The following is a 24,750-nucleotide window of genomic DNA, read 5'->3' as shown; positions in this document are numbered from 1 at the left end:
ATAAATGGAGTTTGCTAATAAAGAATATTTATTTCTACTCTTTCTCATAATACCATATATAATCTGGTATCTTTTATACAGAAAGAAAAACGAGCCAACGATTCGCCTTGCAAACACTTTCCCGTTTAGTCAGGCGCCACGTAGTTGGCGAGTGCTTCTCATACCTGTATTGCCAATTCTTCGTGTTCTTGCATTTACTTTTCTAGTCATAGCTCTTGCAAGACCTCAAACACATGACTCAAAAACCAAGGAGAATATCGAGGGCATTGATATTATGATGGCAATGGATGTTTCCACGTCTATGTTGGCAGAAGATATAAAAGATCGTGCCCATCATGCTCGCAATCGACTTGAAGCAGCTAAAGTAGTTGCTGCAGAGTTTGTGGCAGACCGCCCAAATGATAATATAGGTTTAACTATTTTTGCGGGAGAAGCATTTACTCAATGTCCAATGACAACAGACCATGCTTCGTTATTATCTCTATTGCAGAATGTTCGTACAGACATAGCCGCAAGAGGATTGATAGAGGATGGAACAGCAATAGGTATGGGTATTGCCAATGCTGTCAGCAGACTTAAAGACTCTCAAGCCAAAAGTCGTGTAGTTATCCTTTTGACGGATGGTACAAATAACCGAGGTGACATATCGCCAATGACAGCTGCAGAGATTGCAAACAGTTTAGGTGTTAGAATCTATACCATCGGTGTGGGTACTAATGGAACAGCTCCATATCCGCTGACGGTTGGCAATGACGTTCAGTATATCCAGGTGCCAGTCGAAATAGATACAAAGACGCTAAGCGACATAGCCTCCACTACAAATGGAAAGTTCTATAGAGCTACAAATGCTGAAGAATTGCGAGATATATATCATGAGATTGACAAATTGGAGAAATCGAAATTGGAAGTCCAGAAATTTAGCAGATTCTATGAAGACTATCAAAGATATGCCTTCATTGCTTTGATCATCCTTTTGATAGAGGTTTTGATGAGGGTGACAGTATTTCGTCGTATTCCATAAAAGAAAAGAAAGATGTTTAGATTTGAAAATCCGGAATATTTATGGCTTTTGTCAATAGTGATTATATTGGCACTTATTTATATTGCTCAATTCTTCAAAAGAAAGTATAACCTTCGGAAGTTTGGCGATCCCATCCTTTTAAAACAGCTGATGCCAGATGTTTCAAAATGGCGTGGTATTATAAAGTTTCTGTTACTAGAATTTGCTTTGATCTTTATGGTTCTGATGTTAGCCCGTCCTCAAGAGGCCAGTCAGATAAGTGAGGAGAAACGTTCTGGCATTGAAACTATGATTGCGATTGATATTAGTAACTCGATGTTAGCTCAAGACGTCACTCCCAGTCGTTTGGATAGAGCGAAGATGCTGGTTGAAGGACTAGTAGAAAACTTCAGCGACGATAAAATCGGATTGATTGTCTTTGCGGGTGATGCTTTTGTACAGTTGCCTATCACTAGTGACTATGTATCAGCCAAGATGTTTCTGAATAGTATTGAGCCTTCCATGATTATTAATCAAGGCACAGATATTGCCAGTGCTATTAATATAGCATCTCATAGTTTTACCCAGCAAGAACACGTAGGAAAGGCAATCATTGTGATAACTGATGGTGAAGACCATGAAGGAGGGGCACTTGAAGCTGCTAAAGATGCTAAGGACAAAGGCATGAATATCTATATGTTGGGTATTGGAACATCAAAAGGTGCACCTATTCCTGATAAGGAAACCGGTGGGTATATGATTGATCGTACTGGTGAGACGGTTATTTCAAGACTCAACGAGGATATGTGTAAAGAGATTGCTCAGGCAGGTGGTGGCGTCTATATACATGTTGACAACACCTCAAATGCGCAACAGGTCCTGGATAATGAACTTGATAAACTTGAGAAGAGCGACTCGTCTGTTTACAGTAATTATTCGGAACAGTTCCAGACGTTTGGCGTAATTGCCCTTATACTTCTTCTATTGGAGGTAATCGTATTAGAACGAAAGAATCATTTACTGAATAAGATTAAAATCTTCAAATGATAATGATGAATAAATTTATTCTTTTCATAGGCGTTTTCATTATTTCCTGCACTTCCGCATTCGCTCAAGAGCAGGAAAATATACAAGCTAGGAAATATATCCGACGTGGAAACAAGCAATTTCATGCAGGAAAAAGAAAGGATGCACAAATCATATATATGAAGGCTGTTGATGCTGACAAAAACTTGGCTCGTGCAAAATACAATCTTGCGACATCCATGTTTCCTATGGAATGGAAATCTACGCCTAAGGAACTTGGCGACTCTATGGTCGCTATTTTTCAGAAGGCTATTGAAGCAGAACAAAACCCCATGCGCAAGTCTATGGGTTATCATAACATTGGCGTTATTTACCAAGGGCAAAAGGATTTTCAGAAAGCGATTGAATTCTATAAGAATGCTTTAAGAATTAATCCAAATGATGATGAGACACGTTATAATTTAGTGTTGTGTCAGCGTCAGCTTAAAAATCAGCCTCAGCAAAACCAAGATAACGGCCAGAATAAAGATAAAGAGCAACAAGATAAACAAAAGCAGGAACAGCAAAAGCAAGAGCAGAATAAGCAAAACGAACAAAATAAGCAACAAAATCAAGAACCTCCAATGAGCAAGGAAAATGCAGAGCAACTTCTGAAAGCTGCATTGCAACAAGAGAAGAAAACTCAAGAAAGGATGAAGGATGCCCAGAAACAACCTCAAAGGAGACGTATTGAAAAGAACTGGTAATGTTAATTGCATTATGATATTAAAAAATAGACTTCTACACGCAATATTGATGTTGCTGTTGCTTCACACAACAGCAGCAGCACAGCAACTGACTGCAAATGCGCCTCAACAGGTGGAAAAAGGCCAGCAATTCAGGCTTACTTATACAGCCACAACTCAAGATGTGTCTGGATTCCGTATTGGTCAAATACCAGATGCTTTTGAGGTTTTGATGGGGCCAAGTACCTCAAGTCAGAGTAGTTTCAGCATGGTTAATGGTAAGACATCGCATTCTTCTACCATTACATATACATATATTCTTAGTGCAGAAAAGAATGGTACTTTTACGATTCCGCCTGCTACCATTAGTATTGGCGGTAAGCATGTAAAGTCAAACATTGTCAAGATTCAGGTTGTTGGTTCTTCGTCAAACTCTAACCAGAGCAGAGGACAGCAAGGAGAAACACGTGCTTCAGGTTCTAATATATCCGGAGCAGACTTGTTTATTAAAGTTACAGCATCAAAACAACATGTTGTAGAGCAGGAACCCATATTGCTTACTTATAAAGTATATACATTGGTGCGTCTTTCACAACTAGAGGGAAAAATGCCAGACCTGAAAGGCTTTCATACGCAGGAAATTCCCTTGCCACAGGAAAAGAGCTTTAAGATTGAGCAATATAATGGAAGAAACTACAAGACAGTCACATGGAGCCAATATGTCATGTTCCCGCAGATAACGGGTAAACTTGAAGTTCCCAGCATTACGTTCAATGGTATCGTTGTACAAGAGAATAGAAATGTTGATCCTTTTGAAGCCTTCTTTAACGGAGGTTCTGGCTATGTGGAAGTCAAGAAACAGATAAAGGCCCCCGGCATATCTATTCATGTCGATCCTCTTCCCAACAAACCCAGTGACTTCTCAGGTGGAGTGGGTAATTTTTCTATTAAATCCGAAATTGACAAAACACGACTTAAGGCTAACGACCCGCTAACAATCAAAGTCGTAATTAGTGGTGTCGGAAATCTGAAACTTATTAAGCAACCGGAAATTCAGTTTCCTAAGGACTTTGATACATACGATCCTAAGCTAACAGAAAAAACGCATTTGACAGCAAATGGGCTAGAGGGAGACGTTACTTATGAGTATTTAGCCGTACCACGTCATCAAGGTCAATACGATATACCTGCAGTAGAGTTTACCTATTTCGATACTAAAACGCGCCAATATAAGACTCTCACTACGGAGCCATTTCATCTCATGGTAGAAAAAGGTGATGGCAATGATAATGAAATTGAGAATTTTGCTAATCAAGAAGAATTGCAATTATTAGATAGCGATATTCATCACATCAAAGTTGGTGATGTTATTCTTCAACAAAAGGATCAGTCATTTTTTGCATCTATGGATTATTGGATATCAATAGGTGTGTTATTGATTATCTTTATTGCGCTGTTTGTTATCTTTAGGAAACGCGCTATAGAGAATGCCGATGTTGTAAGGATGCGCGGAAAGAAAGCCAATAAAATTGCAGCCAAACGCTTAAAGAAAGCAGCTAAACTCATGAAGAATAATCTTCCTGATCAGTTCTTCGATGAAGTGCTAAGAGCTTTGTGGGGTTATGTTGGCGACAAATTGAATATCTCAGTAGAGAAACTTTCAAGAGACAATATCAGTGAGCGTTTAAATGAACGACAAGTAAACCAACAAACTATTGATCAATTTGTTGAAGCAATAGACGAGTGTGAGTTTGAAAGATACGCCCCTGGTGATTCAAAAGTAAACATGACAAAAGTATATAATTCAGCAATGACTGCAATAGAACATATTGAAAAGTATTTGGTGTTACTTCTTATATTTGTATTTGCGCCCATTAGCAGTCATGCAGTTAGCAAAGCTGAAGCAGACAGCTCGTATGTAAGTGGTAATTATCAATTAGCAATAAAACAATATAAGCAGATTCTGGAAACAGGAGTTAGTGCTGAGTTGTATTATAACTTGGGTAACTCTTATTACAGAACAGACGAGATTACACAGGCAATTATTTCTTATGAGCGTGCCTTGAGATTATCGCCAGCCGATGCCGATATTAAACACAATCTTCAGATGGCTCGTAGTAAGACCGTTGATAAGATTGCACCAGAGAGTGAACTGTTCTTCGTCACATGGTATCATGCAGTCATTAATCTAATGAGTGCCAATGGTTGGGCATACCTTTCACTTGCCAGTTTGGCTCTCGCTATATTGTTATTGTTACTGTATCTGTTTTCTAACCCTCTGTGGATTAGAAAGGTTGGCTTTTTCGGAGGTCTTTCGGCTTTCCTTTTGTTTGTTGTTGCTATCATCTGTGCTTGGCAACAGCAATATAAGATGTCAATACACGATCAAGCTATCATAACAGTTTCTGCCGTACCTATTAAAAGTGCGCCATCTCAAGGGGGAAAAGACATATTTTTGTTGCATGAAGGAACAAAAGTAAGTATTACCGACGACACAATGAATGAATGGAAAGAGATACGCCTCTCTGATGGCAAAATAGGATGGATTGAGGCTGATAAGATGGAAATCATTTAATTATTGCAATCATGGATATAAATACACTTATAGATATAGACAGACAACTACTATTATCAGTTAATGGTAGTGAATCTTTGTTCATTGATGGATTAGCAAAAACACTGACCACCGCTGGAACTTGGATTCCTCTATACTTGTCGCTATTCTATATTGTATTAAAGAATAATGACAGCATCCAAAAAATATTATTAATATTAGGAGGTGCTGGTCTATGTGTTTTTCTGGCAGGAACCTTAAATGACGTGTTTATGAAGCCATTTGTTATGAGATGGCGCCCCACTCATGACGATGTTATTGGTCAATATGTTGATGTGGTAAATGGCTATAGAGGAGGGAAATATGGTTTTTTCTCTTCGCATGCTGCCAATACGTTCAGTATTGCGGTATTCTTTGCATTACTGATTAAAAGTCGAATTCTATCCATCACTTTATTTACATGGTCATTCATTAATTGTTGGACACGTCTGTATTTAGGTGTTCATTTTCCTGGCGATATCCTTTGCGGTTTATGTTGGGGTGGCATCGTCGGTTTAAGCATCGGCTTTATTTATTTCCGTGTTAAGAAGCAACTATATTCTTCAAATAGTTATATATCCTCTCATTATACAAAAACAGGCTATCAGAAGTCGGATGTCGATATCGTTCTCACTGTTTTTATGCTAACCATATTGTATTCAATTCTTAGAGCTTGTTGCTATTTATATATTTAAAGAAAATGGAAACAAAACATATTCATATCAGTGATTATAATTATCCCTTGCCAGATGAGCGAATTGCAAAATTCCCTTTAGCTAAACGCGATGACTCAAAACTGCTGGTTTATAATAAAGGGATTGTTAGCGAAGATCGTTTCTTCAATCTTTCCAAATATCTGCCACAAGGCGCATTGATGGTCTTCAACAATACAAAAGTAATCCAAGCAAGACTTCATTTCCGTAAAGAAACGGGGGCGCTTATCGAGGTTTTCCTCTTAGAACCTGCCAAACCGGCAGATTATGAGCAGATGTTTCAAACCAAAGGTAGTTGTTCTTGGCTATGTCTTGTAGGTAATTTAAAGAAATGGAAAGAAGGTACTTTAACACGACAGTTGACCATTAATGATGAAACGTTGAACTTCACTGCTACGCGTGGGGAAATTCATGGCACTAGTCATTGGATAGATTTTTCCTGGGATAATGATCACATCTCTTTTGCTGAGATTCTAGAGTCAATGGGTGAACTACCCATTCCGCCTTATTTGAACAGAGAAACCCAAGAGAGTGATAAGACCACCTATCAGACGGTCTATTCTAAGATCAAAGGTAGTGTTGCTGCACCTACAGCCGGTCTTCATTTTACTCCCAGTGTTCTCAGTTCTTTAGATAATCATGGTATCGATCGCGAAGAACTCACTCTTCACGTTGGAGCAGGTACCTTTAAACCCGTGAAAAGCGAGGAAATTAGCGATCATGAGATGCATACAGAATATATCTGCGTGCGTCGACAGACATTGGAGAAACTGCTGAAACATGATTGTTGTGCCATTGCTGTTGGCACAACCAGTGTGCGCACGCTTGAAAGTCTCTATTATATGGGATTAAAGGTTCTTAAGAACCCTCAGATCTCAGAAGCAGAACTTCATGTTTACCAATGGGAACCATATGAAAGCGATGATGCTGCGTTAGCTACAGTTCAGCAGTCTATCCAGGCTCTGATTGATTGGCTTGATAATAATCATTTGCCTGCACTTCATAGCAGCACACAGATTATTATAGCTCCTGGTTACAAATATAAAATTGTTAAGATGCTGGTAACCAATTTCCATCAACCACAATCCACCTTACTCTTACTCGTAAGTGCGTTTGTTAATGGCGACTGGCACAAAATATATGATTATGCATTAGCTCACGATTTCCGCTTCTTGAGCTATGGCGATAGTTCTTTGTTGATACCTTAATTGTACTTGAAAATGAAGATAGGAGATAAAGTAAGATTCCTGAGCGAAATTGGCGGCGGAAAGGTCGCAGGCTTCCAGGGTAAGAATATTGTATTGGTTGAAGACGAGGATGGTTTTCAGGTACCAATGCAAATGAGTGAAGTGGTGGTCATTGGCGAGGAAAACTATGACACGAGTCATGTCATAGAGATGAAACAGCAGACCAATAATTCCGTAGAAAAAGAAGTAGAACCAGCTGACAAACCAATCACCTTTAAAGCTCAACCAGAAGAGAGAAAGGGTGGGGAAGCGCTCTCTGCATATTTGGCTTTTGTGCCTATCGATATCAAGGAGTTGACCAATACGCGCTTTGAGGCCTATTTTGTCAACGACTCCAATTATTATATGCGTTTCACCTATGCTACGGCAGAAGGAAATAGTTGGAAGTTAAGAGTCACCGAAGAGGTAGAACCAAATACGAAACTCTTTTTAGAGGAGTTTGGCCGTGAGGATCTTAATGATTTAGAGCGTGTGGCCATACAAATTCTGCCTTATAAAACGACCAAGCATTATTTGCTGAAACCCTCTGTAGATGTTCAGTTTCGCATAGATGCTGTCAAGTTCTATAAGCTACATACCTTTCAGAATAATGCATTCTTTGAGCAGCCAGCATTGGTATATACCATTATCAAGGACGACAAGCCTGTACGACCTTTGGTCATCGACGCTCAACAGCTGAAGGCGAATATGTATCAGAAAGGCGATAATACCCCCCAGGCACGCCCAGAAATCAAAAAGGAATATAAAGAAGGCGACCCCATTGTTGTTGATCTGCACGCAGATGCTCTTCTGGAAACAACGAATGGCATGAATGCCACAGACATCCTTAACTACCAATTGGATGTCTTGCGCAAGACACTTAAAACCTATGAAAAGAAAAAGGGAACAAAGATTATCTTTATTCATGGAAAAGGTGAGGGCGTGTTGCGTAAAGCTATCATCAATGAGCTACAGTATAAGTATAAACATTATATTTACCAAGATGCATCTTTCCGCGAATACGGTTATGGTGCCACACAAGTGACAATCAAATGAAATACGGATTAATGAAAGTAGCCGCAGCAATACCAAGTATTCGTGTGGCTGATGTGGAATTTAATGTCCAGCAGATTGAGAGTCTTATTGTTCAGGCTGAAGGAAAGGGCGTAGAACTTATTGTGTTCCCAGAACTAAGCATCACGGGATATACTTGTCAGGACCTATTCAGCCAGCAACTCCTTCTCGACAAGGCAGAAGAATCCCTGCTAGTTCTTCTTGACTTTACTCGCAAGTTGAACATCATCTCTGTTGTGGGACTTCCTGTTCGTGTTGGCGCCTTATTGTACAATTGTGCAGTTGTCATCCAGCAAGGTAGCATCCTTGGTGTCATTCCCAAAACGCACCTGCCAAATTATAATGAGTTTTACGAGAAAAGGTGGTTCGCTTCTGCTGCCGATTTGATTCCACAGGACATTTATCTGGCTGGTAGTCCTATTCACATATCAAACGAGCCTATCGTCTTCCGTACTTGCGATGGTGCTTGCTTTGGCATTGAGATTTGTGAGGACGTCTGGGCTCCATTGCCACCAAGCAATAATCTAGCCTTGGCTGGAGCAGATATTATCTTAAATCTCTCTGCCACAGATGAATTAAATGGAAAGCATAAGTATCTCTGCTCGCTTCTTGCTCAGCAGAGTGCACGCATGATGTGTGGCTACGTGTATAGCAGTTGTGGTTTTGGCGAATCAACACAGGATGTCGTTTATGGCGGAAATGCACTTATCTATGAAAATGGCATCTTGCTCGCTGAAGCTGATCGCTTCTCTATCGACCCTCAGCTGCGTATTCAGCAAATAGATATAGACAGACTTCGTCTTGAACGCCAAAACAACACAACATTCCGTTCGGCCCAGGTTGGAGCTGTAGCTCGTGTGATTAATACCAAACTGGTAGAACATCGTGAGTTTGAACTCATCAGAACAATTAATCCTTATCCTTTCATTCCCAAGGATGAAGATATGATTGATGCTTGTGAAGAGATTCTTAATATTCAGACGATGGGCTTATGCAAGCGTCTTCATCACACGCGTTGTGAGAATGTCGTTATTGGTATTAGTGGTGGTCTTGATTCAACATTAGCATTGCTTATTACCATTCGCGCCTTTGACAAGTTGGGATTGTCTCGTCGTGGTATCACAGGTATTACGATGCCTGGATTTGGCACCACAGACCGTACTCATGAGAATGCCGTCAAACTGATGCAGTCACTTGGTATAACGATTCGCGAAATCAATATTTCAAAGTCTGTTCTCCAGCATTTTGAAGACATAGGCCATCAGGTAGAGAATCATGATGTAACATACGAGAATTCTCAGGCTCGCGAACGCACACAAATACTGATGGATGTGGCTAATCAAGTAGGTGGTATGGTTATCGGTACAGGCGACCTTTCAGAATTAGCTTTAGGGTGGTGTACCTATAATGGTGATCATATGTCTATGTATGGTGTGAACGCTGGTGTTCCTAAGACATTGGTACAGTACCTCATCAAGTATATTGCCAACCAGCCAGCATTCCTTCAGGAAAGAGAAACCTTGATAGATGTGATAGAAACCCCCATCTCGCCAGAGTTGACACCAGCGGATGCTGATGGAAATATCGCTCAGAAAACCGAAGATCTTGTCGGTCCCTACGAACTGCATGATTTCTTCTTGTATTATCATCTGCGCGTAGGTTTCCGTCCTTCAAAGATATTCTTGTTGGCACAGCATGCCTTCGGCGACAAGTATGACGACGACACGATTAAGCATTGGTTAAAGACCTTCTGTCGTCGTTTCTTTAATCAACAGTTCAAACGCTCATGCCTGCCAGATGGTCCGAAGGTGGGAAGCGTAAGCCTCTCTCCACGAGGTGACTGGCGCATGCCAAGCGATGCTTCGAGTGCTCTTTGGCTGAAAGAATGCGACGAACTCTAATAAACGAAATCCCCTGTTATCCGTCAATCATTAGATAACAGGGGATTTTTATATTAATTCTTTTTTAATCTTACACTTCCCATCCCACTGCAGATGCTCCAAGTACAGCTGCAGAAGAACCATCAAGACCGCTAACCAAGAACTTGGCTTTTCCCTTGAAGATCTTTAATACGTGTTTGTCGTATGACTCACGGATAGGTTTCATAATAAGTTCGCCAGCTTTGGTCATACCGCCAAAGAAGATAAATGCTTCAGGAGATGAGAATGCAGCAAAGTCTGCGCAAGCCTCTCCGAGCATGTTTCCGGTAAACTCATAAATCTCGTTTGCCAACTCATCACCCTTTTCGGCTGCAATAGAAACATCGAGTGAAGTGATGTCTGCAGGATTGATATCGCGGAGTAGGGAAGGACGTTCAGTAGTTGACAATATTTCGCGAGCTGTACGTGCAACACCTGTTGCTGAGCAATAAGCTTCAAGACAGCCAGTACGACCACATCCGCAGCTACGACCATTTTCACGACGCATGATGACGTGACCAAGCTCACCGGCAAATCCATCGTGACCATAGAGCAACTGGCCATTTACCACGATACCAGAACCAACGCCAGTACCAAGAGTGATAACGATAAAGTTCTTCATGCCGCGAGCAACGCCATAAACCATCTCGCCAATAGCTGCTGCATTGGCATCGTTTGTAAGTGCTACAGGAATACCATTCAGCTTGTCACTGAACATTTTTGCCAAGGGAACGATGCCATCATGTGCCCAAGGTAAGTTGGGAGCGAATTCGATTGTTCCATTATAGTAGTTACCATTAGGAGCACCAATACCCATAGCTTTAATGGTATCAATACCTCCAACTTGCTCGATGATGGGTTGTAATGCTTCTACAGAAGCTGCTACATAATCTTCAGCAGAGGTAAATCCTCCGGTCTTTATAGCAGTTGTGGCTTTAATATCGCCGCGGGCATCAACAATTCCAAATACTGAGTTTGTGCCTCCTAAGTCCAAGCCTATAACGTATGGCTTAATAGTTGATTGAGTCTCCATTATTGTACATTTAGTGTGAGTAAAATCAACTGCAAAGATAACTTAATTATTTGGAATAATTTGCTTACTTAACATTTTTTATAAGTGAAACAAAAATTATTATTAGCGGATTCTTCATTTCTAATTAAAATTAGTACCTTTGCAAACATTATGCCGTTTGTTGTTAACACGATACCAAACATACTAGATATTGTATTTAAGGGAATGCTCATAGGTATTATCGCTTCTGCACCTATGGGGCCTGTTGGAGTACTCTGTGTTCAGCGCACACTGAACAAGGGCCGATGGTATGGTTTTGTTACAGGAGTTGGCGCTTCTGTAAGTGATATGATTTATGCGGGAATTACCGGTTTGGGTATGGGATATGTGGTAGATTTTGTTAGCAACGATACCACACGTTTCTATCTTCAGATAGCAGGAAGTGTGATGCTTCTTTTATTTGGTATTTTTACCTATCGCACGGATCCTACAAAAAACATACGAAAGCCTGGTCAGAAGAAAGGTACATTGGCACATAATGCTATAACGGCTTTTCTGGTGACTTTAAGCAATCCTCTTATTATCTTTCTGTTTATGGCACTCTATGCCCAGTTTGCATTTGGACTTCAGCCAGATCTTCCTATTGATATGGTTGTTGGTTTCCTTAGCATTATAGGCGGTGCTTTGCTATGGTGGTGGTCGCTGTCGTGGTTAGTTGATAAGATCAGAACCAAGTTCGACCAGAATGGTATCAAGCTGATTAATCAGATTATCGGCATGTTAGTGATTGTCGGTAGTGTTATTATTTTACTCTCAACGCTTACAAGTTTGCATCTTTATCATATTTTTTAGTTATTTCTTATTATGTTTATTGCACAGGAATTACGTAAAAATAATATTGCGGAATACCTGCTTTATATGTGGCAGGTAGAGGATACTATTCGAGCTTTTGATTGTTCGCTTTCTCGTATTCGTCGCGAATATATCGATTGTTTTGATTATACAGAAGAACAAAAAGATGACGAAGCTGATTGGTTCGGCAATCTTATAAAGATGATGAACGAGGAAGGTTGTCGGGCGCAAGGTCATTTGCAGATCAACAAAGTAACACTTCAGTTGTTGTCAGAACTGCATGCACAGCTTTTAGCATCGCCCAAGTTCCCCTTTTACAACACTGCCTATTATAAGGTTTTACCTTTTATTGTTGAATTGCGCAATCATGGTGCCAATAAGGAAGAGGGTGAAATCGAGACCTGTTTGAATCTGTTGTATGGTGTTATGATGCTCCGTTTGCAGAAAAAAGAGGTTTCGACTAGCACATCGCATGCCGTAAAAGAGGTATCGACTTTTATTGGGATGCTGTCTGACTATTATAAAAAAGATAAAGAAGAAGGATTAAAGTTTGAGTAGGTCATGAATATTCTTATCACGGGCTGTAATGGTCAATTAGGTAACGAGATGCAGCTGTTGGAGGGTAAGTATCCTCTGCATACATTCTTTAATACTGACGTTAATGAATTGGACATCACGAATCAAGAAGCTATTGCGGCATTCGTTAATATCCATGAGATTGACGGCATTGTCAACTGCGCTGCTTATACTGCAGTGGATAAAGCAGAAAGCAACACGGAGCTATGTACACTGTTGAACAGCAGCGCTCCAGGATACTTAGCTAAAGCTGTAGAACAGCGTGGCGGATGGATGATTCAAATCAGTACAGATTACGTGTTCGACGGCACGAGTCATGTGCCCTATGTAGAAACCGCTCCCGTATGCCCCAATAGCGTTTATGGTCGTACTAAATTAGAAGGAGAAATTGCTGTACGTGAATCTTGCAAAAGGTCAGTGATTATCCGTACAGCTTGGTTGTATTCTACGTTTGGCAACAACTTTGTGAAGACCATGATTCGTTTAGGGCAGGAACGTGATGAGCTAGGCGTGATCTTTGATCAAATAGGAACACCAACTTATGCTCGTGACTTAGCTTTAGCCATTATGACAGTCATTGATAAAGGAATTGTTCCTGGCGTCTATCATTTTAGTAACGAGGGTGTCATCTCTTGGTATGACTTTGCAAAAGCGATCCATCGTATCGCAGGAGTGAAAGACTGTCATGTGCGCCCATTACATACTGTGGAATATCCTACACCCGCAGCCAGACCACACTATAGTGTTTTGGACAAATCCAAGATAAAAGAGACTTATCAGATAGAAATACCCTATTGGGAGGAGTCGTTAAGAGAGTGTATAGAAAAATTATAAATAGAGTTTTAGGCAAGTTCGCTTGAAATCCAAATAAAAGTAAGCAATGCGCGAAGAAATAGAAAGAAGAAGAACATTTGCGATTATATCGCACCCAGATGCAGGTAAGACCACATTGACTGAGAAGTTCCTGCTTTTCGGTGGACAGATTCAGGTAGCCGGTGCTGTTAAAAGCAATAAGATTAAGAAGACGGCCACCAGTGACTGGATGGAGATAGAAAAGCAGCGTGGTATTTCGGTTAGTACCTCTGTGATGGAGTTTGACTATACCCCTGAAGGAAAAGATATTGAATACAAGGTAAATATCCTCGACACACCAGGTCACCAAGACTTCGCTGAAGATACGTTCCGCACACTGACAGCCGTTGACTCTGCTATTATCGTTGTTGACGGAGCTAAGGGTGTTGAGACTCAGACACGCAAACTGATGACAGTTTGTCGTATGCGCAAGACACCTGTTATTATCTTCATCAACAAGATGGACCGTGAAGGCCGTGATCCTTTTGATCTGCTCGATGAACTAGAGCAAGAGCTGGAAATCAAAGTTCGTCCTTTAAGTTGGCCTATCAACCAAGGTGCAAAATTCAAGGGCGTCTATAATATTTACGAGAAAAAGCTTGATCTCTTTACACCTGATAAACAGCGTGTCACAGAGAAGGTTGAAGTAAATATTGATAGCGAAGAACTGGATAAGAGAGTTGGAAGTAGCGATGCAGAGAAACTGCGTGAGGACTTGGAGCTCGTAGATGGTGTTTATCCAGAGTTCGATGTTGAGTCATATCGTTCTGCAGAGGTGGCACCCGTTTTCTTCGGCTCTGCACTGAACAACTTTGGCGTTCAGGAGCTTTTGAATTGCTTCGTTGAGATTGCACCGTCACCCCGACCCACAAAGGCAGAGGAGCGCGAAGTGCAACCCGATGAGCAGAAGTTTACCGGTTTCATATTCAAGATTACTGCCAACATTGATCCCAATCACCGTTCATGTATCGCCTTCTGCAAGGTTTGCAGCGGTATGTTCCAACGCAATGTGCCATATCTACACGTGCGCCAGGGTAAAACGATGCGTTTCACATCTCCTACGCAATTTATGGCTCAGCGTAAATCTACTATCGACGAGGCATGGCCCGGAGATATTGTTGGTTTGCCTGATTCTGGTGGCGTGTTTAAAATTGGCGATACGCTAACTGCTGGCGAACAGCTTCATTTCCGTGGATTGCCTTCTTTCTCACCAGAACTCTTTAAATACATCGAAAACGACGATCCCATGAAGTCTAAGCAGCTGCAAAAGGGTATTGACCAGCTGATGGATGAAGGTGTGGCTCAGTTGTTCGTAAACCAGTTCAACGGCAGAAAGATTATCGGCACTGTAGGTCAGCTTCAGTTTGAGGTAATTCAATATCGCTTGGAGAATGAATACAATGCCAAATGTCGATGGGAACCAGTTCATCTGTATAAGGCATGTTGGATCTCTAGTGACGACGAACAGGAGTTGGAGAATTTCAAGAAGCGTAAATATCAATATATGGCCAAAGACAAGCAGGGACGTGATGTGTTCTTAGCAGACTCTGGCTATGTCCTTCAGATGGCTCAACAGGATTTTGAACATATCCAATTCCATTTCACAAGTGAGTTTTAATTGCAAATAATATTTGTATGACACAGCAACAAGACATCAAAAATGCAGTAGAAATACTGAGAAAGGGTGGGGTGATTCTTTATCCTACTGACACGGTTTGGGGTATTGGTTGTGATGCAACTAACGCAGATGCAGTTAAACGCGTTTATCAGATTAAACAGCGCGACGACTCAAAAGCTTTGATTTGCTTGGTGGACTCAGATGCAAGACTTCAACGTTATGTTAGAAATGTGCCCGATGTGGCCTGGCAGCTGATTGACAGTTTGAATGATGCAGAAGCAAAACCAACTACGCTGATTCTCGATGGCGCCATTAATTTGGCAGAGAATCTGATTGCCGAAGATGGTTCTATTGGTATTCGCATCACTCAAGAAGCTTTTTCAAAGGAGCTTTGTTTCCGTTTCCAGAAAGCACTTGTGTCAACCTCTGCAAATATCAGTGGTGAACCAGCTGCCCAGAATTACTGCGACATCGACCCACGAATCATCGAACAAGTTGATTATGTATGCTGGACACGCAGACAAGAGCACAAACCACATCAGCCATCTAGTATCATTAAACTAGAGCAGGATGGGGGAGTGAAGATCATTAGAAAGTAAGTTTATATTTCTTACCAAGTTAAAGCCACTCAGCTAATTATTCAGCTGAGTGGCTTCTTTGTTATCACAAATTGTCTAGAAAATTAAAAAAGGCCACCTAATAGATGAATCTACAGGTGGCCTTCCTCTTTATGAATTCAGTTTATGTGTTGAAATGGTATTTCTTGGATTATACGATACCCTGAGCCATCATAGCCTTAGCTACCTTCATGAAGCCGGCAACGTTTGCACCCTTCACGTAGTTGATGTAGCCATCAGCCTGTGTACCATACTTCACGCAGTTCTCGTGAATGTCGTTCATGATGCGCTTCAGGTAGTCATCAACTTCCTTAGCAGTCCAGCTCAGACGCTCAGAGTTCTGAGACATTTCAAGACCAGATACTGATACACCACCAGCGTTTGAAGCCTTACCAGGAGCGTACAGGATCTTAGCATCCTGGAAGATCTTGATGGCCTCGGGCAGTGAAGGCATGTTTGCACCCTCAGCTACAGCGATAACACCGTTCTTTACGAGTGCAGCAGCTTCGTCGCCATTGATCTCATTCTGAGTAGCGCAAGGCAGAGCGATATCAGCCTTCTCGTACCAAGGACGCTTGCCCTCGTAGTACTTAGCTGTAGGATACTCCTCAACATATTCCTTAATACGTCCACGCTCTACGTTCTTCAGCTCCATGATGAAGTCGAGCTTAGCGCGATCGATACCGTCTGGATCGTAGATGTAACCATCTGAGTCAGACATAGTCATGGGGATAGCGCCCAACTGCAGACACTTTTCAGCAGCATACTGAGCTACGTTACCAGCACCAGAAATCAGAACCTTCTTACCCTTCAGGTCGATGCCGCGAGTTGCCAGCATAGATGTGAGGAAGTAAACAGTACCGTAACCAGTAGCCTCAGGACGAATCAGTGAACCACCGAACTGGATGCCCTTACCTGTGAGCACACCCTGGAACTGGTGTGTGAGCTTCTTGTACTGACCGAACATATAGCCAACCTCACGACCACCTACGCCGATGTCACCAGCAGGTACGTCCTCATCGGGACCAATGTGGCGATAGAGCTCGTTCATGAAGGCCTGGCAGAAACGCATTACTTCTGCGTCGCTCTTACCGCGGGGAGAGAAGTCTGAACCACCCTTAGCACCACCCATAGGAAGTGTTGTCAGTGAGTTCTTGAAGGTCTGCTCGAAAGCCAAGAACTTCAGAATACCCAGGTTTACAGACTTGTGATAACGGATACCGCCTTTGTAAGGACCAATGGCGTTATTGTGCTGAATGCGATAACCCATATTTGTCTGAACGTTGCCCTTGTCGTCAACCCATGTTACGCGGAACTCAATCACGCGATCGGGAATGCAAAGACGCTCAATCAGATTGTACTTCTCAAATTCAGGGTGCTTGTTGTACTCTTCTTCGATCGTAGGAAGAACTTGACTCACGGCCTGAATGTATTCAGGCTCGTTGGGGAATCTAAGTTTAAGATTCTCTACAACTTGTGCTGCATTCATAATCTTTTACCTTTTTAATTAATTTTTGAACTAAAGTTTATTTTTTTTGCGTTTGCGGTTGCAAAGTTATAGCAAAAATATGAAAACGCAAACATTTTATCAATTATTTTATGGATTAATGTACTTTTTGATACTTATAAACGTCAGTTCTTGATTCATATCAAGCCAAAAGGGTATTTTAAGCTAGAATGACAGACTTCAAAATGACAAATAGCATCATTTTTTTATGAGTTGCTTTACAAATTGTAAATCGTAGTTGTTGTATTGGTGAAAGAATGCTATTAAACGTTCATTCGACAACTTTAATAGCTTTATACTGATACTTTGATAAAACAATTGTTTGTAGATTGAATTTAATCCAGGGGCTAGAAATGATGATTCTAGAGTCTAGAATGATTCAATCTAGAGTCTAGAACCGGACGATCTAGGGGCTAGAATGATGTGATCTAGAGTCTAGATGGAGACCAAAAGTACCGCTTTTGCAAGTCAAAACTAACGCTATTGCAAGTCAAAACTAACGCTATTGCAAGTCAATAGTAACGCTTTTGCAAATGAAATGTATTAGTATTGTCTTTGAAAAGTATAAGTATAGTTACTTAAAAGGATAAGTTTTCTTTTATTGAAAGAATAATTTTTGTAAGCCTAAAGCGACTGTTTGTTTTGATGAGTTGTATTGATTTGGTGCTGCATTTGGTCCCTATAAAACGGTAATACCAAACAAACGATAATCGGCATTATGATAAATAGGCAATTAGGGCATAAATAATTTATCTCCTATTTTATCAATGAGAGTCTGCTTATATATAATATATGGTGAAAAGTAAGATAAGGTGGAAAGTAATATAAGATTGAAAGTAAAATAAGGAGGAATTTAAAATGAAGTCTTAGAGGATAAACTACAAATAAAGGAATGGATGTTACGCACAAATAAATTTAGGTGCAGATTCGCGTTCATGTGTAAAGCTGAATCTGCACCTTTTATAATCGAAATTCTTTTATGTTAGAATCCTTTTAAACTAGAAATCCTTTTATGTTAGAATCCTTTTATATTAGAAATTATATTTCATATATATGGAACTATATTTTTAGTGTTTTAAAAAGTATATCCCAACGTAAACAGAAGTTGATGACGTTTGAAATTTAAAGAGCTTGGAGTTGAAATATTTGTTTCCCAAGCACCATTATCATTGAATTCTACATCTGGCTGGAATGGATAAAACATTCCTTTTGTCATGCTGTACTGATATGCAATGTCAAACGATACTTTGTTAACGCGATAACCAAAACCTGCTGTGATACGATTGGTACCCTTCCAGTTGACATAATCAGGTGTTGATGAGAAATATGTGCCAGGAGAATCCAATGTGGTATCACGGAAGCCTTTCTCATTGTAGGCAGCCGACTGGTAGTTGTAACCCAGACGAACAGCAATTGATGGATCTGGCTTGAACTCGGCACCAAGTTTCAACAATGAAACACCTTTCAAGGTACGATCTGTATGATTGTTCATGACGCGGTCAGAGTATGAATTCTCGTTGTCGTACTCATCGTATGTGCCATCATAGATGCGGGTGTCTGCTGTGCTATAATCACTATATTCGTAGCTGGCACCAAGAGCCAGGTAATTTCCGATGGTATGTCCTAAGCTCAATCCAAACTTCCAAGGTGTGTAATACTTGTACTCATAGACATCGTCGCTAGACAGATTATCATAGCCCCAGGGTTCAAATCCTTCAGGGATAGCAGTATTATTATGAAGCACAGTGTAGTTCTCTGACTTCATCTCATACCATGTAGGCGTAGAAATAGAAAGTCCGATACGGAATGGAGATTCTTCGATTGGCAAGAAGATGATACCTGCCTTCATATCTACACCTTTTCCGCTGATGCGACGCTCATCTTCAAGAACCATTGTGCCAGTTGAAAATCCATTAGCATCAATTATTTCCTCATCGTAAAGGCTATAACCTTTATAGTTGATATCGTGCAGGCCTAAAGTGAAGCCCCAGAAGAAACGATTATGAACATTACCACTGATGTTGAAATCGTAGTCAGCTATCCAGCCACGATGAGACTTGTCAAAGTAGTAGTTATCTGCATCATTAAAAAGCATTGCATGATCGGCCCCCGTCGGGAATGCTGAGGTATTCTGATCATCCACATTATATACATTATGGTATAAATAATCCCATTGAGTGAATGGATAGCCATAGTCATTATTCTCATTGAGATTTCTATACCCCATCCATTTATTGGTGTAATTGTTATAACCTAATGAATATCCTCCAGCTACATCACTGCCAAATGTATGCTTGGCAAAAGCCAGCTTATTGAGCGATGCGGCATGTGCAAAGCGGTTGTTGACCTGAATAATCTGGTCGAAGTTGCGGCTCTTGTGGTAGTTGAAGCCGAAGTTGACATAAGCATCTTCGTCAAATAGATTCAAGGTTAAAACGAAACCAGCCTGATCGAAACTCAGATTGGTCTTGCCAAGATTATCAAACTTGTTCACCTCTTCCTGATTGACGCCACCGAACGAGATGGATGCATATGAATGGCGGAACATACCAATACCAGCTGGGTTGGTTGACATCGTAGAGATATCGGCTCCAAGTGCTTCGAGTGCGCCACCCATTCCAACATAGCGTGCAGTACCATTGAGGTCTGAACCTAACACACGCGCATTCTCATAGGTGTCCTGTGCAGTTGCCGACAGCATGGCCAGCGAAGCTGCTGCTAAAACGATATATCTTTTCATAATGGTTATTTCGTAATTGATTTATAGTACTTTTCCATTTTTATCTGCGACTGCCACCACGACTACCGCCGCGACTGCCTCCACCTATGGAGCCACCACGACTGCCGCCCATGGATGAGCCTCCGCCAAATGATCCGCGGCTTCCGCTAGATCCGAACGAACCGGTGCTACGGCTTTCGTATGACGATGAACTTGAACGACGGCTTCCAGAGTCAAACACACTTCCACTGCTGCGAGTTGGCGTAGAAGACGAGCCACCGATTACTGATCTGCGTGAACCTGTAGAGCGTGGTGAAGCAGATTGAGCTCGGTTTGTGGTGCCACGCGAACCTATTGAAGAGGCACGAGAGCCAACAGAGTAACTGCGTGAACCAACAGAAGATGTAGTGGTGCGACGGCTTCCCAACGAAGAACCTCTGTAGGCACCAGAACCATGAGCCACACCACGATAGTTGCCGTGGTATCCCCTATTCCAGTTGTGCGTTACGCCACCATACCAGCCATAATGCCAAGGATGGTAGTAGTGCCAGGAGTAGTAACCACCCCACCCCCATGACCATGAGCCATAGTACCAAGGATCATACCATCCATAGTGCCATCCCCATCCAGCATACCAAGGATCGTACCAGGTGTAATCATACCAAGGATAGAACGATGCGTAATACCAGGGTGAATGCCAAGAGCGGAAGCCCCAGGAATCACGCCGTCCATCAAGATAGCCATCCCAGTAAGACTCCGATGGCGTATAGTCTTCCCAGCGAGCCATTTTCTTAGTGATGCTGTAATCCTCTTGGGTTGAATCTGGATAGACACCCATGGTCTCGTCAAAATCTATCACGTCGTTAGCCGAATCATTTGCCAAGACATCGTATGAGTTGCCGCGACGATTGTAGTCATCGACACTTCTGGAGCTACCAGAATAATAAGTATTCTCGGCAGAACGCTCTGCAGAAGAATACGTTTTAGCGGGCTTCGACTTTTTGGGAACAAAGTACATGTCATCCTGAGCCAGCAAGGTAGTTGGCAGGATGCCAAAGCTGAGGGTCAGTAACAATAACTTTTTCATATCTCTTAAATCCTTTAGTTTATATTCTTTTACGATGCAAAAATAAAACTTATTTCCATGCAAATTTACGGAAAAACCCTAAAACATAGTAGGATTTTCCCTAATTTTTGTAATTTTGCGGGTAAATTTAACAAAGAAATGAAGTATTACGAGGTTACATTTATTATAAAGGGAGCAGAAGAACTGCAGCAGACAGCTTGTGACGTTTTTGCTTCGATGGCAGCAGAAGCTGGATTTGAAACTTTTGAAGAGTGCGAAAACGGCCTTAAGGGATATGTTCAGCAGAACCTATTCGATAGGTCTGCACTTGATGGCATTATAGAAGATTTCCCCCTACCCTTTTCTATCAGCTATACTGTTGAGGAAGCTGAGGATAAAGATTGGAATGAACAGTGGGAGAAGGAAGGATTCATGCCAATTTGTATCCAGATGCCTGTTTCGCGTGGAGAAGGTGTCTTAGCGATTCATGACGGAAGACATCTGCCAGAGAAAATGGATATGGGCATTGAAATAGATGCACACTTGGCCTTTGGCACAGGAACACACGAAACAACCCGCATGATCGTAACCTCGCTTCTTGACTTGGATCTGAACAACAAGCGCTTTTTAGATTGTGGCACAGGCACCGGTATTTTAGCTATAACGGCTTTGAAACTGGGGGCCTGCGAAGCCATTGGTTATGATATCGACGAATGGAGTGTAGATAATGCCAGGCATAATGCGGTGATTAATCGTGTAGATGATCACTTCCAGTCATATCTTGGCGATGCTAAAGTTTTGGATGATGCAATACAAGGACATTTCGATATCATAACAGCCAATATCAATAGGAATATCCTGCTGGCAGATATGCCTGCCTTTGTGGGTAAAATGAAAGAACATGCGATCCTTATATTAAGTGGTTTTTATGAGGATGACATTGAAATACTTACAAGAAAAGCAACTGAGCTGGGATTGCAAAAGAAAGCCCAGCGGCTGGATGACCACTGGGCTTGTTTAGTATTCGAAAAGTGATTTGTCAATACGTTAGTTATTGACAGATCCTCCCACAATATCAAGCAATTCTGAAGTGATAGCCTGCTGACGACTCTTGTTGTACTGCAGATTCAACTGACGCAAGAGCTCGTCGGCATTGTCGGTAGCTGTCTGCATCGCAACCATACGCGCTGCATGCTCTGAGGCAACACTATCGAGAAGTGCGGTGTAGAGCATCAGATGAGCGTACTTAGGAATCAAACTAGAAAGCACACTATCCATATCAGGCTCAACGATGAAGTTGTCATTCAGAGGCTTTGTTTCCTCTTTCTTTGAACCCTCATCATGTGAAGCACCATGCTTCTTCAGATATTCCTGCGACTTCTTAGTAGCAATATTCGAAGTGAGATCACGCTCGTGATCACGCTCCAACTCGCTTTCAACATCAATCGGTAGGAAGGTCTTCTTACAAAGAATCTGCGATCCGGCACTCTTGAAGTGATGATAGATCAAGTCCACTTTGTCGATTTCCCCATCGGCAAAACGCTGGCCGAGCTCGGCGGCCAGTTTGATGCATTGATTAACGTTAGGATGATCCACCATTTCGTTTTGATCATACATCACGTTAAAACCCATCTTCCTGGCTTTCTCTGCTACTTTTCTTCCGATTGGATACACCTCGACATTTTCTGCGCCTAGTTGGTCAGACAGCTGCTTCACGGTGCTCAGCATCATCTTGATGACATTGGCGTTGAACCCACCACAGAGTGAAGAATTAGAAGAGTAAACAACTAAAGCCACTCGTTTTACTGGGCGCACCTGATCATAAATAGACTGAGCTTCTGCCTCGGCAGCGAGGAATGACTTAAGAATATGCTCAAGCATTGACTCATAGGGCAGCATGTTCTGGATAGCCACCTGAGCATGATGCAGCTTAGAACTTGCCACCATTTTCATAGCGGAAGTGATCTTACGCGTGCTGTTGACCGAGGCAATACGGCCTTTAATTTCTTTCAGGCTGGGCATAGGCTATCATGCTTTGTATGTTCCGGCGATATCAGCCATCACTGACTCAATCTTCTGCGTGGTGGCATCGTCAATGTTGCCACTGGCCAGTGTCTCGATAACCTCCGGAGCTGACGAACGCAACTTGTCGAGGAACTGATTCTGGCACTCGCGAACCTTGTCGATGGGTACCTCGCGCATCAAACCGTGCACACCACAATAGAGGATGGCCACCTGCTCACCAACGGGCATGGGGCTATACTGTGGCTGAATGAGCAACTGATTGTTCTTACGACCACGATCCAGCGTCATTGCGGTCACTGCATCCATATCACTAGAGAACTTAGAGAAAGCCTCCAACTCGCGATACTGAGCTTGGTCAATCTTCAGTGTACCGGCCACCTTCTTCATACTCTTGATTTGAGCCGAACCACCTACACGAGATACAGAGATACCTACGTTGATGGCAGGGCGGAAACCCTGGTTGAAGAGGTCTGACTCCAAGAATATCTGACCGTCGGTGATTGAGATAACGTTGGTTGGGATGTAAGCTGATACGTCGCCGGCCTGAGTCTCAATGATAGGCAGCGCGGTGAGCGAACCACCACCCTTCACGTGGCCTTTCATACACTCGGGCAGGTCGTTCATCTGTTCGGCTACTTCCTGCTGCTCGTTCATCTTGGCAGCGCGCTCAAGCAAACGAGAATGCAAATAGAACACATCACCAGGGTAAGCCTCACGTCCAGAAGGACGACGCAGAATCAGCGATACTTCACGATAAGCTACGGCCTGCTTTGAAAGGTCATCATAGACCACGAGTGCAGGAAGACCGCGATCGCGGAAGTACTCACCGATAGCAGCTCCGGCAAAAGGTGCATAATACTGCATAGCTGCAGGATCAGCTGCTGTAGCTGCCACGATAATCGTGTAAGGCATAGCGCCATGCTCCTTCAGTGTCTGAACAAGATTGGCTACAGTACTAGCTTTCTGTCCGATGGCTACGTAGATACAGTAAACGGGCTTGCCTGCTTCATAGAAACTCTTCTGGTTGATGATCGTATCAACAGCAATAGCAGTCTTACCTGTCTGACGGTCGCCAATGATAAGCTCACGCTGACCACGACCAATAGGAATCATCGAGTCGATAGCCTTCAGACCGGTTTGTAGCGGCTCTTTCACTGGTTGACGATAGATAACGCCAGGCGCTTTGCGGTCAAGCGGCATCTCGAAAGCGTCAGTGAGATCAATGTCGCCCTTGCCGTCGACAGCTTGACCCAGAGGGTTGATGACGCGTCCCAGCATATTATCGTTGACACGAATTGAAGCAATACGCTTGGTACGCTTAACAACCATGCCCTCTTTAATGCCTGATGTGCTGCCGAGCAACACACAACCTACGTTGTCTTCCTCCAAGTTCATGACGATAGCCATCGTACCGTTTTCGAATTCGAGCAGCTCGTTGGCCTCGGCATTTCGCAGACCATAGATACGGGCTACACCATCGCTAACGGTTAGTACGGTACCAACTTCGTCAAACTGTGCAGCATTCTGAATGCCTTTCAGTTGCTCAAGAAGTACCTGACTGACTTCGCTTGGTTTTATTTTATCTGACATTGTTTTAATTTTTATTCGTTATGACGTTACGACGTTTTTG

General features: G+C 42.2%; 20 protein-coding genes. 14 read left to right on the top strand and 6 right to left on the bottom strand.

Annotated elements, in window-relative coordinates; translation table 11 throughout:
* The first annotated feature begins 4 nt into the window (after positions 1-4).
* Genes T496_RS0107890 through T496_RS0107855 form a run of 8 tightly spaced genes read left to right on the top strand, consistent with a single transcriptional unit; the run spans position 5 to position 10,258 of the window.
* Complete coding sequence (locus T496_RS0107890; protein WP_027450276.1) at positions 5-1,021, top strand: vWA domain-containing protein; 1,017 nt, start codon at positions 5-7, stop codon at positions 1,019-1,021.
* 12 nt (positions 1,022-1,033) lie between these two features.
* Entirely contained in the window at positions 1,034-2,047 is a 1,014-nt protein-coding gene (locus tag T496_RS0107885; RefSeq protein ID WP_027450275.1) for a vWA domain-containing protein, read from the top strand.
* Positions 2,048-2,049: 2 nt separating this feature from the next.
* Positions 2,050-2,772, top strand: coding sequence for a tetratricopeptide repeat protein (locus T496_RS0107880; protein WP_027450274.1), 723 nt, complete (start codon positions 2,050-2,052; stop codon positions 2,770-2,772).
* A 13-nt stretch (positions 2,773-2,785) separates the two neighbouring features.
* Positions 2,786-5,326 carry a BatD family protein gene (locus T496_RS0107875; protein WP_027450273.1) on the top strand — a complete coding sequence of 847 codons (2,541 nt, stop codon included), beginning with the start codon at positions 2,786-2,788 and terminating at the stop codon, positions 5,324-5,326.
* A gap of 11 nt (positions 5,327-5,337) precedes the next feature.
* Positions 5,338-6,039 (top strand): phosphatase PAP2 family protein, encoded by a 702-nt coding sequence (locus T496_RS0107870; RefSeq protein WP_027450272.1) that lies wholly within the window; start codon positions 5,338-5,340, stop codon positions 6,037-6,039.
* A gap of 5 nt (positions 6,040-6,044) precedes the next feature.
* A complete protein-coding gene (locus T496_RS0107865; RefSeq protein WP_027450271.1) occupies positions 6,045-7,265 on the top strand; it encodes an S-adenosylmethionine:tRNA ribosyltransferase-isomerase in 1,221 nt (406 codons plus the stop codon).
* Between the two features lie 12 nt (positions 7,266-7,277).
* A complete protein-coding gene (locus T496_RS0107860) occupies positions 7,278-8,339 on the top strand; it encodes a DUF2027 domain-containing protein (RefSeq protein WP_027450270.1) in 1,062 nt (353 codons plus the stop codon).
* A complete protein-coding gene (locus T496_RS0107855) occupies positions 8,336-10,258 on the top strand; it encodes an NAD(+) synthase (protein ID WP_027450269.1) in 1,923 nt (640 codons plus the stop codon). Before T496_RS0107860 ends, T496_RS0107855 begins: the two co-directional genes overlap by 4 nt.
* A gap of 70 nt (positions 10,259-10,328) precedes the next feature.
* Here T496_RS0107855 and T496_RS0107850 read toward each other — a convergent pair whose 3' ends face one another.
* Positions 10,329-11,309: an ROK family protein gene (locus tag T496_RS0107850; protein ID WP_027450268.1), complete on the bottom strand. Its 981-nt coding sequence runs from the start codon at positions 11,307-11,309 to the stop codon at positions 10,329-10,331.
* Positions 11,310-11,459: 150 nt separating this feature from the next.
* On the opposite strand from T496_RS0107850, the gene T496_RS0107845 reads away from it, so the two are divergent.
* Genes T496_RS0107845 through T496_RS0107825 form a run of 5 tightly spaced genes read left to right on the top strand, consistent with a single transcriptional unit; the run spans position 11,460 to position 15,785 of the window.
* On the top strand, positions 11,460-12,140 hold the full coding sequence (locus T496_RS0107845; RefSeq protein ID WP_027450267.1) for a LysE family translocator: 681 nt from the start codon (positions 11,460-11,462) through the stop codon (positions 12,138-12,140).
* 12 nt (positions 12,141-12,152) lie between these two features.
* Positions 12,153-12,698 (top strand): DUF4924 family protein, encoded by a 546-nt coding sequence (locus tag T496_RS0107840; protein ID WP_027450266.1) that lies wholly within the window; start codon positions 12,153-12,155, stop codon positions 12,696-12,698.
* A 3-nt stretch (positions 12,699-12,701) separates the two neighbouring features.
* Positions 12,702-13,550, top strand: coding sequence for a dTDP-4-dehydrorhamnose reductase (gene rfbD, locus T496_RS0107835; protein WP_027450265.1), 849 nt, complete (start codon positions 12,702-12,704; stop codon positions 13,548-13,550).
* Between the two features lie 46 nt (positions 13,551-13,596).
* The gene (locus tag T496_RS0107830) at positions 13,597-15,186 is read left to right on the top strand and encodes a peptide chain release factor 3 (protein ID WP_027450264.1); all 1,590 of its coding nucleotides are present in this window, start codon (positions 13,597-13,599) and stop codon (positions 15,184-15,186) included.
* Positions 15,187-15,203: 17 nt separating this feature from the next.
* On the top strand, positions 15,204-15,785 hold the full coding sequence (locus tag T496_RS0107825; protein WP_027450263.1) for an L-threonylcarbamoyladenylate synthase: 582 nt from the start codon (positions 15,204-15,206) through the stop codon (positions 15,783-15,785).
* A gap of 169 nt (positions 15,786-15,954) precedes the next feature.
* On the opposite strand, the gene T496_RS0107820 is transcribed toward T496_RS0107825, so the two are convergent.
* The 3 genes from T496_RS0107820 to T496_RS0107810 all read right to left on the bottom strand — a co-directional run bounded on the left by T496_RS0107820 (position 15,955) and on the right by T496_RS0107810 (position 21,116).
* Positions 15,955-17,292, bottom strand: coding sequence for an NADP-specific glutamate dehydrogenase (locus tag T496_RS0107820; RefSeq protein ID WP_027450262.1), 1,338 nt, complete (start codon positions 17,290-17,292; stop codon positions 15,955-15,957).
* A gap of 1,093 nt (positions 17,293-18,385) precedes the next feature.
* The gene (locus T496_RS0107815) at positions 18,386-20,050 is read right to left on the bottom strand and encodes an OmpP1/FadL family transporter (protein WP_027450261.1); all 1,665 of its coding nucleotides are present in this window, start codon (positions 20,048-20,050) and stop codon (positions 18,386-18,388) included.
* Between the two features lie 40 nt (positions 20,051-20,090).
* The gene (locus T496_RS0107810) at positions 20,091-21,116 is read right to left on the bottom strand and encodes a hypothetical protein (RefSeq protein WP_027450260.1); all 1,026 of its coding nucleotides are present in this window, start codon (positions 21,114-21,116) and stop codon (positions 20,091-20,093) included.
* Positions 21,117-21,173: 57 nt separating this feature from the next.
* Between T496_RS0107810 and prmA the strand changes: the two genes are divergently transcribed.
* Positions 21,174-22,130 carry a 50S ribosomal protein L11 methyltransferase gene (gene prmA, locus T496_RS0107805; protein ID WP_316928897.1) on the top strand — a complete coding sequence of 319 codons (957 nt, stop codon included), beginning with the start codon at positions 21,174-21,176 and terminating at the stop codon, positions 22,128-22,130.
* A 12-nt stretch (positions 22,131-22,142) separates the two neighbouring features.
* On the opposite strand, the gene T496_RS0107800 is transcribed toward prmA, so the two are convergent.
* The gene (locus T496_RS0107800) at positions 22,143-23,117 is read right to left on the bottom strand and encodes a F0F1 ATP synthase subunit gamma (RefSeq protein WP_027450258.1); all 975 of its coding nucleotides are present in this window, start codon (positions 23,115-23,117) and stop codon (positions 22,143-22,145) included.
* A gap of 6 nt (positions 23,118-23,123) precedes the next feature.
* Complete coding sequence (gene atpA / locus T496_RS0107795; protein WP_027450257.1) at positions 23,124-24,710, bottom strand: F0F1 ATP synthase subunit alpha; 1,587 nt, start codon at positions 24,708-24,710, stop codon at positions 23,124-23,126.
* Positions 24,711-24,750 lie beyond the last annotated feature (40 nt).

The organism is Xylanibacter brevis P6B11 (genome assembly GCF_000621825.1).
GTDB classification, from domain to species: Bacteria; Bacteroidota; Bacteroidia; order Bacteroidales; family Bacteroidaceae; genus Prevotella; species Prevotella brevis.
The sequence above is the reverse complement of the archived record's forward strand: the minus strand, read 5'-3'. Positions and strand labels throughout refer to the sequence as shown.

Excerpts from the sequence above, each read along its gene's own strand:
- T496_RS0107890 (WP_027450276.1), top strand. The coding sequence starts at position 5 with ATGGAGTTTGCTAATAAAGAATATTTATTTCTACTCTTTCTCATAATA.
- T496_RS0107885 (WP_027450275.1), top strand. The coding sequence starts at position 1,034 with ATGTTTAGATTTGAAAATCCGGAATATTTATGGCTTTTGTCAATAGTG.
- T496_RS0107880 (WP_027450274.1), top strand. The coding sequence starts at position 2,050 with ATGATGAATAAATTTATTCTTTTCATAGGCGTTTTCATTATTTCCTGC.
- T496_RS0107875 (WP_027450273.1), top strand. The coding sequence starts at position 2,786 with ATGATATTAAAAAATAGACTTCTACACGCAATATTGATGTTGCTGTTG.
- T496_RS0107870 (WP_027450272.1), top strand. The coding sequence starts at position 5,338 with ATGGATATAAATACACTTATAGATATAGACAGACAACTACTATTATCA.
- T496_RS0107865 (WP_027450271.1), top strand. The coding sequence starts at position 6,045 with ATGGAAACAAAACATATTCATATCAGTGATTATAATTATCCCTTGCCA.
- T496_RS0107860 (WP_027450270.1), top strand. The coding sequence starts at position 7,278 with ATGAAGATAGGAGATAAAGTAAGATTCCTGAGCGAAATTGGCGGCGGA.
- T496_RS0107855 (WP_027450269.1), top strand. The coding sequence starts at position 8,336 with ATGAAATACGGATTAATGAAAGTAGCCGCAGCAATACCAAGTATTCGT.
- T496_RS0107850 (WP_027450268.1), bottom strand. The coding sequence starts at position 11,309 with ATGGAGACTCAATCAACTATTAAGCCATACGTTATAGGCTTGGACTTA.
- T496_RS0107845 (WP_027450267.1), top strand. The coding sequence starts at position 11,460 with ATGCCGTTTGTTGTTAACACGATACCAAACATACTAGATATTGTATTT.
- T496_RS0107840 (WP_027450266.1), top strand. The coding sequence starts at position 12,153 with ATGTTTATTGCACAGGAATTACGTAAAAATAATATTGCGGAATACCTG.
- rfbD (WP_027450265.1), top strand. The coding sequence starts at position 12,702 with ATGAATATTCTTATCACGGGCTGTAATGGTCAATTAGGTAACGAGATG.
- T496_RS0107830 (WP_027450264.1), top strand. The coding sequence starts at position 13,597 with ATGCGCGAAGAAATAGAAAGAAGAAGAACATTTGCGATTATATCGCAC.
- T496_RS0107825 (WP_027450263.1), top strand. The coding sequence starts at position 15,204 with ATGACACAGCAACAAGACATCAAAAATGCAGTAGAAATACTGAGAAAG.
- T496_RS0107820 (WP_027450262.1), bottom strand. The coding sequence starts at position 17,292 with ATGAATGCAGCACAAGTTGTAGAGAATCTTAAACTTAGATTCCCCAAC.
- T496_RS0107815 (WP_027450261.1), bottom strand. The coding sequence starts at position 20,050 with ATGAAAAGATATATCGTTTTAGCAGCAGCTTCGCTGGCCATGCTGTCG.
- T496_RS0107810 (WP_027450260.1), bottom strand. The coding sequence starts at position 21,116 with ATGAAAAAGTTATTGTTACTGACCCTCAGCTTTGGCATCCTGCCAACT.
- prmA (WP_316928897.1), top strand. The coding sequence starts at position 21,174 with ATGCAAATTTACGGAAAAACCCTAAAACATAGTAGGATTTTCCCTAAT.
- T496_RS0107800 (WP_027450258.1), bottom strand. The coding sequence starts at position 23,117 with ATGCCCAGCCTGAAAGAAATTAAAGGCCGTATTGCCTCGGTCAACAGC.
- atpA (WP_027450257.1), bottom strand. The coding sequence starts at position 24,710 with ATGTCAGATAAAATAAAACCAAGCGAAGTCAGTCAGGTACTTCTTGAG.